This is a genomic window from Cryobacterium frigoriphilum (genome assembly GCF_004403305.1).
Taxonomy (GTDB): domain Bacteria; phylum Actinomycetota; class Actinomycetes; order Actinomycetales; family Microbacteriaceae; genus Cryobacterium; species Cryobacterium frigoriphilum.
In genome coordinates this window covers 234,250-241,169 of sequence record NZ_SOHE01000041.1, presented here as the reverse complement: position 1 = coordinate 241,169, position 6,920 = coordinate 234,250, and the positions used below count along the sequence as shown (strand labels likewise).

Genomic DNA, 6,920 nt, shown 5'->3' with positions numbered 1-6,920 from the left:
CCGCCCCACCCTCGACCTCGACACCCCGGGCCAACGGCTCAACCAGCTGCTCCTCGCAGCCTAAAACCACCACGTTGCTCCGACGACTTGACTTTGCCGGTACTGTTGGCGCCCGATGTCCGTCGAATGGTACGCGGTGGTCGCGGTGGGAGCCGTTAAAGGCCGCGGGGCCCGACCAACCGAAGTTGGCCGGGCCCCGCGGCACGATCCGTCGAGTCAGCCGGTGAAAGTCTCGACGTTGAGAATCTCGACGGCGATCTGCTTGCCGTTCGGGGTCGTGTAGGTCGTGGATCCGCCGACCTTGAGGCCGATGATCGCCGAGCCGAGCGGGCTCTGCTCGCTGAAGACATCGAGGTCGCTGTTGCCGCCGATTTCGCGGCTGCCGATCAGAAAGCGGCTCTCGTCGCCGGCGATCGTGGCGGTGATGACGGTTCCGGGGGCGACGATGCCGTTGCTTTCGGGAGCATGGCCGACCTCGGCGTTGCGCAGCAGCAGGATCAGGGTGCGGATGCGCGCCTCCATCTTGCCCTGCTCTTCTTTAGCCGCGTGGTAGCCGGAGTTTTCCTTGAGGTCGCCCTCTTCCCGGGCAGACTCGATCTTCTTCGCGATGTCGACCCGACCGAAGTTGCTCAGGGTGTCCAATTCCGCTGCGAGGCGGTCGTATGCCTGCTGGGTCAGCCAGGTGACCGTTGTGTCGGTACTCACGGTAGATCTCCTCCGTTCTGCTCAACCCGCGTCGATGGCCGCGCAAGTGCGCCAGTCGGCGCCCGGCCCGCAGATATAGTCGACGCCCCGACGATACGTCAGGGCGAATATCACAGTTTAGGACAGCCAGCACTCGTAAATCAAACCCGTATTGGGAAGTTCCGTGGTGCGCACGATCTCCGTAAACGAGCGGTTGTACTGAGCGGATGGCGGCAGCTCGATGATCTTCCAGCCCACCACGGTGAAGCTTTCGTTGAGTGCCTGTACCGCGCAGGTCGAGGCGCTGTTCACTGGCATCGACACCTCGAAGGTGACGCTGACGCTGTTGTCATCAATGATGCTGTGCCGAGTGTCGTTGGCTTCGATCACCGTGGATGCGCCGTCGAGGCCGGTCCAGACCACCCAGGCCGTGAGCACAACGGCGAAAATACCGCCGAGGGCCCAGAGGGATCTCTTGTCTCGGGTGCGGGCGCGCGGCGTTCGCCCATAGCGTGACTGGAGTTCGGCGCTCTCGGCGGGCACGGCGACAGGCGCGGCGACTGGTATCTCGGTGCTGGGCGTGGCTGGCACTGGCGACTGGACTCCCGGTTCGAACGATGGGCCGTGGCTCAAGGATTAGGCTTGAGGAAAGTTTATCTGGCATTCCTGAGGAGTACGTTGTGTTGCGACTGCTGGCCGTTCACGCCCACCCCGACGACGAGTCAAGCAAGGGGGCGGCGACCTACGCGTCTTACGTGAGCGCGGGCGCCGAAGTGCTCGTCGTCAGCTGTACCGGTGGCGAACGCGGCAGCATCCTGAACCAGGAACTGGCCGGCCACGCGATGGCCGAACGTGACATCACCGGCCTCCGTCGTCTCGAGATGAAGCGGGCCCAGCAGGCGCTGGGGGTGCAACACCGTTGGCTCGGATATCAGGATTCGGGCATGAACGACGACAAGTCGGTTCCGAAGAACTCCTTCGCCGACATTCCGCTCGAGTACTCCGCGGAGCCGCTCGTGCGCATCATTCGAGAGTTCCGCCCCCAGGTGCTGATCACGTACGACGAGCAGGGCGGCTATCCGCACCCTGACCACATTCGTACCCACGAGGTGTCGCTCGAGGCGTATCGCGCCGCGGCCGACCCGGCGCGGTATCCGAACACCGGCGAACCGTGGCAGATCTCCAAGCTCTACTACGACCGCATCTTCAACCTCGAACGCATCGATGCCATGTACCTCGCGCTGAGTGTGAAGGAGCCGGACTCCCCGCTGCTGGAGCCGCTCAGCGAGGCACGAGAGTGGATGAAGGATCGGCCAACGCTCGCGACCACTCACGTGCCGATCGGTGACTTTCTGGAAGCGAGAGACGCAGCGTTGCGCGCTCACGCCAGCCAGGTGGCCCCGACCAGCAGCTTCTTTTTCTGGCCGAACGATCTCGTGCGCGAGGCCTGGCCCTACGAAGACTTTCAGCTCATTGACTCAAAGGTGGACACCGACATGCCCGAATCCGACCTCTTCGCCGGCATCAAGGGCGACTCATGATCGACATGATGGTGGCGCCCGTGTTCGCTGCGGCGACCTTCGTGCTGCAGAACTCGCCCGGTTCTGACCTCGACCCGAACACCGTCACGCCGGGCCCGATCGGCTTCGCGGCAATATTTCTCGTGGCCGCGGCCACGGTGCTGATTGGATTCGACATGGTCCGTCGCATCCGTCGCACGACCTATCGCGCCGAGATTAAGGAACGTCTCGAAGCCGAGATCGCGGCCAAGGAAGACAAACCGGAGTAGCCCGCGCCCGCGCCGTTACGGGTAGAGCGGGTTCACCGCGATCATCGTGATGGCCGTGAAGTGGCAGAGAAAAGCCACGACCGTGAGGGTGTGGAAGATCTCGTGGAACCCGAAGACACCGGGCACCGGGTTGGGTTTCTTGAGCCCGTAGACCACCGCGCCGACGGTGTAGCAGAGCCCGCCGACCAGGATCAGCGTCATCATGACCGCGTTGGCCGTGAAGAAGTCGACGATGAAGATGAGGGCGCCGTAGCTGAGCAGCAGGTAGAGCGGCACGTACAGCCAGCGCGGAGCGTGGATCCAGAACACCCGGAAGGCGATGCCGAGCACCGCGCCGCCCCAGACGATCCACAGCAGCAGCGTGGCCTTCTCCGTCGGCAGGGCGAGCACCGTGATCGGCGTGTATGACCCGGCGATCAGCAAAAAAATGTTGGCGTGGTCGATGCGCTTGAGCAGGATGCGGGTGCGCGGCTTCCAATTGAAGCGGTGATAGAGCGCTGAGTTGCCAAAGAGCAGCATGGAACTCAGCACGAAGACGAACGAGCTCCACTTCGCGGCCGGCCCGTCGGCGACGATTAGCAGCACGATGCCGGCCACGATCGTGACCGGGAACGTGCCCGCGTGAATCCAGCCCCGCCAGGTCGGCTTGACCTCGTCGGGGTGGGCGTCGGCCGCTTCGATCAGCGGCAGGTGCGTGCTGGAATCCTCGGATGACATGGTGCAAGACTACGACTTCTGCGCGGCACTGTTCGAGCACCGGCACCCGCTCGCTGCGGTGTTCGGCTCCCGCGTGCACTAGCGTGACTGTGTGAAGAAACCGCAGGTCCCACTCGCGCGGGGCATCCTCTACGGGTTGTACCAGCGCCGTCTGCGGCGCGGGCTGACCCGCGACAACGTTCCCCGGCACGTTGCCATGATCATCGACGGCAACCGGCGCTGGGCGCGCCAGCTGGGGCTGGACTCGGTCTCGCACGGGCATCGCGCTGGCGCTGCGAAGATGCGTGAGTTTCTCGAATGGTGTGACGATCTCGGCATCTCGACCGTGACGCTGTACCTGCTCTCCGCCGACAACCTCACCAACCGTGCGTCGGAGGAACTGTCCGACCTGTTCGAAATCATCGCCGAACTCGCCGAAGATCTCTCCCATTACCGGGACTGGCGGGTGCAGCAGGTGGGGGCGAAGGCCTGCCTGCCCGACCCGCTCGTCGCGTCGCTCGAGGCGGCCGAGGCCCGCACGAGCGCGCAGCGCGGCCTGCACGTGAACCTCGCCGTCGGCTACGGCGGACGCACCGAAATCACGGATGCGATGCGCAGCATCGTCGCGATGCACCTGCACGACGGCGGCACGCTCGAGGACCTCGCCGCGACACTGACCCCCGAACTCATCGGCCAGCACCTGTATACGACCGGGCAGCCCGACCCTGATCTGGTGATTCGTACCTCCGGTGAGCAGCGGCTGAGCGACTTCATGCTCTGGCAGAGCGCCCACAGCGAGTTCTACTTCGTCGAGGCGCTCGGCCCCGACCTGCGCCAGGTCGACTTTCTGCGGGCGCTGCGCGACTTCGCCAAACGCCAGCGTCGGTACGGCGGCTGAAATGGCCCGCACTCGTCCAACAGCGGATGCCGCGGGCCAGGCCGCTCTCGCGGCCTACCGCAGCGGGTTCCGCGAGGAATCCGGATACCTCGACTACGGCCGGGTCGGGCCACTGTCGACAACCGTCGTCGCCGAAACCCTCGGCCAAACCGACGTGCTCTCGCGGGCCCGCTTCGGCAGCCTCGATGACCTCGGCCAGCAGCAGGCGCGGGCAGTTTCCGCCGTTGCCCGCGCAACCGGATTCCGCAGTGACCAGATCGCCCTGCAGCCCAACACCACGACCGGACTCATGCACGCCCTGTTCGGCCTGACCGGCGAGGTGCTGCTCTCGCCCGCAGATTTCCCCAGCCTGCCTTTCGCCGCGGCGCGCGCGGCCGAGGCTCTGCACGTCGTCACCCCACTGTGGCTCGGCCTTGACGGACTCGGCGGTGACGGGCTCGGCGGTGACGGGCCGCACGGCCGGGTGACGCCGGGGCTGATTCGCGAACAGCTCACCGATTCCGTCGGTGTTGTCGCGGTCTGCCTCGTCGATTCCCGCACCGGGTTTCGGGTCGATCTCGACGGCATCCGCCAGGTCATTGGCGATCGGCTGCTGGTCGTCGATGCGATCCAGGGCTTCGGGGTCGTTGACGCTCCGTGGGAGGTGGCCGACGTGGTCGCGACCGGTGGCCAGAAGTGGATGCGCGCGGGCTGGGGCACCGGATTCCTCGCGCTGAGCGACCGCGCCCTCGACTGCCTGGTGCCGGTGTTCTCCGGGTTCGCCGGCGCCGAACCCGACGAGGACGGCGGCGACCCCTGGGACATCATCACGCGGCCTCGCGCGGGAGCCGCTGCCTTCCAGGTCAGCAACGGCGACGCGGTCGCCCAGGCCCGGTTCGCGGCGGCGCTCGAGGAGGTCGAGACCGTCGGCCTCACTCGGATCGAAGCGGCCGTCGCCGACAACGTGAGCGAACTCATCGACCTGGCCGACGAGTACGCGGTGCCGTTGCTCTCCTCCCGCGACGAGCGGGAGCGGGCGGGTATCGTGGTGCTCGACCCGCCGCGCGAGCTCCTGACGCTGTTGAGCGCCTCGCTGCACAACCATGGCGTGACCGCGACGGTGCGCGGGGGCACGGTCAGACTCAGCGTGCACGCGGAACTCTCGACCGACACCGTGGAGATGGTGCGTGCTGCCTTCACTTCCTACTCGAGCGCCGCGTCCTACTAGCGCGCTCGAGCCAGGATCGCGCCGCCGACGCACACCCCCAAAGCGGGGCGGTGCCGCGCAAACGTCAGGTTAATAGAAGATTGCCGCGGGCGTGTCCTCTTCCTTTCTGGCACCGCGCGACGTAGCGTGGCGCTCATCAGATATGAGATCTGATCGAGACGGCCACATAAGTACGGCTCGATATTCTCAGTTCGGGAAGATCTGAGTGGCCGACTCGCCAAGTGAAATTCCGCGCCAGTCGGCGCAGGGTGGGAGTGGTTGTGACCGCTAACCGAGTGGACTATCAGGCAGCAGACCGAGCGGACTCGTCCGTTGAACAAGCAGAGCGCACCTTCGTGCTCGATACCTCGGTACTGCTCTCTGATCCGAAGGCCATTTTTCGTTTCGCCGAGCACTCCATCGTGCTGCCCGTCGTGGTCATCAGCGAGCTGGAATCCAAGCGCAACGACCCGGAAATCGGGTATTTCGCCCGGCAGGCCCTGCGCAACCTCGATGAGTTGCGGCTGAAGCACGAGCGCCTGGACTTTCCGATTCCGGTCGGTGAGGGCGGCACCCTGCGCGTCGAACTGAACCACTCGAACATGTCGGTTCTGCCGTCCGGCCTGCAGCTGAACGACAACGACTCCCGCATTCTCGCGGTGGCCCTCAACCTCGCCAATGACGGCATGCTCGTCACGGTGGTCTCGAAAGACCTGCCGCTGCGGGTGAAGGCCGCCTCGCTCGGCCTCGCCGCCGACGAGTACCGCCACGAACTCGCGGTGGACTCCGGCTGGACCGGCATGGACGAGATCACTCTCGGTGCCGACCAGGTCAGCGAGCTCTATGACAAAGAGCAGCTCACCACCCGACTCGTGCAGGACATGCCCATCAACACCGGCCTGGTGATCCACTCCGACCGGGGATCAGCCCTCGGACGCGTCACCGGCAAGGGCGAGCTCAAGCTCGTGCGCGGTGACCGCGACGTTTTCGGCCTGCATGGTCGCTCGGCCGAGCAGCGCCTCGCCATCGACCTGCTGCTCGACCCGAGCATCGGCATCCTCTCGCTCGGTGGTCGCGCGGGAACGGGCAAGTCGGCCCTTGCTCTCTGCGCCGGGCTCGAAGCCGTGCTGGAGCGCCAGCAGTACCGCAAGATCATGGTGTTTCGGCCCCTGTACGCGGTCGGCGGCCAGGAACTCGGCTTTCTGCCGGGCGACCAGGGCGAGAAAATGGGTCCGTGGGCGCAGGCGGTGTTCGATACGCTCGGCGCGCTCGTGTCCGAGAACGTGCTTGAAGAGGTGCTCGAGCGCGGGATCCTCGAGGTCTTGCCGCTCACCCACATCCGTGGTCGTTCCCTGCACGACGCCTTCGTCATCGTTGATGAGGCTCAGTCGCTTGAACGCAACGTGCTGCTGACGGTTCTGAGCCGCATCGGGCAGAACTCGCGGGTCGTGCTGACCCACGACGTGGCACAGCGCGACAACCTGCGCGTGGGCCGGTTCGATGGAGTCGCGTCGGTGATTGAAACGCTGAAGGGGCATCCGCTCTTTGCGCACATGACCCTGACCAGGTCGGAGCGCAGCGCGATTGCGGCGCTCGTCACGGAGATGCTGGAGGGAAACGAGGTCCTGTAGCGTGCACGAAACCGCCCGGCCCTGTCAGGGGCCGGG

General features: G+C 65.6%; 8 protein-coding genes. 5 read left to right on the top strand and 3 right to left on the bottom strand.

The window, feature by feature from the left end; all coding sequences use genetic code 11:
- Positions 1-216: 216 nt before the first annotated feature.
- On the bottom strand, positions 217-705 hold the full coding sequence (gene greA, locus E3T55_RS09600) for a transcription elongation factor GreA (protein ID WP_134519312.1): 489 nt from the start codon (positions 703-705) through the stop codon (positions 217-219).
- Between the two features lie 117 nt (positions 706-822).
- A complete protein-coding gene (locus tag E3T55_RS09595; RefSeq protein WP_166791729.1) occupies positions 823-1,275 on the bottom strand; it encodes a DUF4307 domain-containing protein in 453 nt (150 codons plus the stop codon).
- 101 nt (positions 1,276-1,376) lie between these two features.
- On the opposite strand from E3T55_RS09595, the gene mca reads away from it, so the two are divergent.
- Positions 1,377-2,225, top strand: a complete 849-nt coding sequence (gene mca / locus E3T55_RS09590; protein WP_134519351.1) for a mycothiol conjugate amidase Mca — start codon at positions 1,377-1,379, stop codon at positions 2,223-2,225.
- Entirely contained in the window at positions 2,222-2,473 is a 252-nt protein-coding gene (locus E3T55_RS09585; protein WP_134519310.1) for a hypothetical protein, read from the top strand. Before mca ends, E3T55_RS09585 begins: the two co-directional genes overlap by 4 nt.
- 15 nt (positions 2,474-2,488) lie before the next feature.
- Here the strand turns inward: E3T55_RS09585 and trhA are convergent, their stop codons facing one another.
- Positions 2,489-3,190 carry a PAQR family membrane homeostasis protein TrhA gene (gene trhA, locus E3T55_RS09580; protein ID WP_134519309.1) on the bottom strand — a complete coding sequence of 234 codons (702 nt, stop codon included), beginning with the start codon at positions 3,188-3,190 and terminating at the stop codon, positions 2,489-2,491.
- Positions 3,191-3,281: 91 nt separating this feature from the next.
- Here trhA and E3T55_RS09575 point away from each other — a divergent pair, with 91 nt between their 5' ends.
- The 3 genes from E3T55_RS09575 to E3T55_RS09565 all read left to right on the top strand — a co-directional run bounded on the left by E3T55_RS09575 (position 3,282) and on the right by E3T55_RS09565 (position 6,884).
- Complete coding sequence (locus tag E3T55_RS09575; RefSeq protein ID WP_134519308.1) at positions 3,282-4,067, top strand: isoprenyl transferase; 786 nt, start codon at positions 3,282-3,284, stop codon at positions 4,065-4,067.
- A gap of 1 nt (position 4,068) precedes the next feature.
- A complete protein-coding gene (locus E3T55_RS09570) occupies positions 4,069-5,274 on the top strand; it encodes an aminotransferase class V-fold PLP-dependent enzyme (protein WP_134519307.1) in 1,206 nt (401 codons plus the stop codon).
- Between the two features lie 260 nt (positions 5,275-5,534).
- The gene (locus E3T55_RS09565) at positions 5,535-6,884 is read left to right on the top strand and encodes a PhoH family protein (RefSeq protein WP_420897997.1); all 1,350 of its coding nucleotides are present in this window, start codon (positions 5,535-5,537) and stop codon (positions 6,882-6,884) included.
- The last annotated feature ends 36 nt before the right edge of the window (positions 6,885-6,920 follow it).

What these genes read in the sequence shown, in the direction of transcription:
- E3T55_RS09585 (WP_134519310.1), top strand. Translation starts at nt 2,222, where the DNA reads ATGATCGACATGATGGTGGCGCCCGTGTTCGCTGCGGCGACCTTCGTG.
- trhA (WP_134519309.1), bottom strand. Translation starts at nt 3,190, where the DNA reads ATGTCATCCGAGGATTCCAGCACGCACCTGCCGCTGATCGAAGCGGCC.
- E3T55_RS09570 (WP_134519307.1), top strand. Translation starts at nt 4,069, where the DNA reads ATGGCCCGCACTCGTCCAACAGCGGATGCCGCGGGCCAGGCCGCTCTC.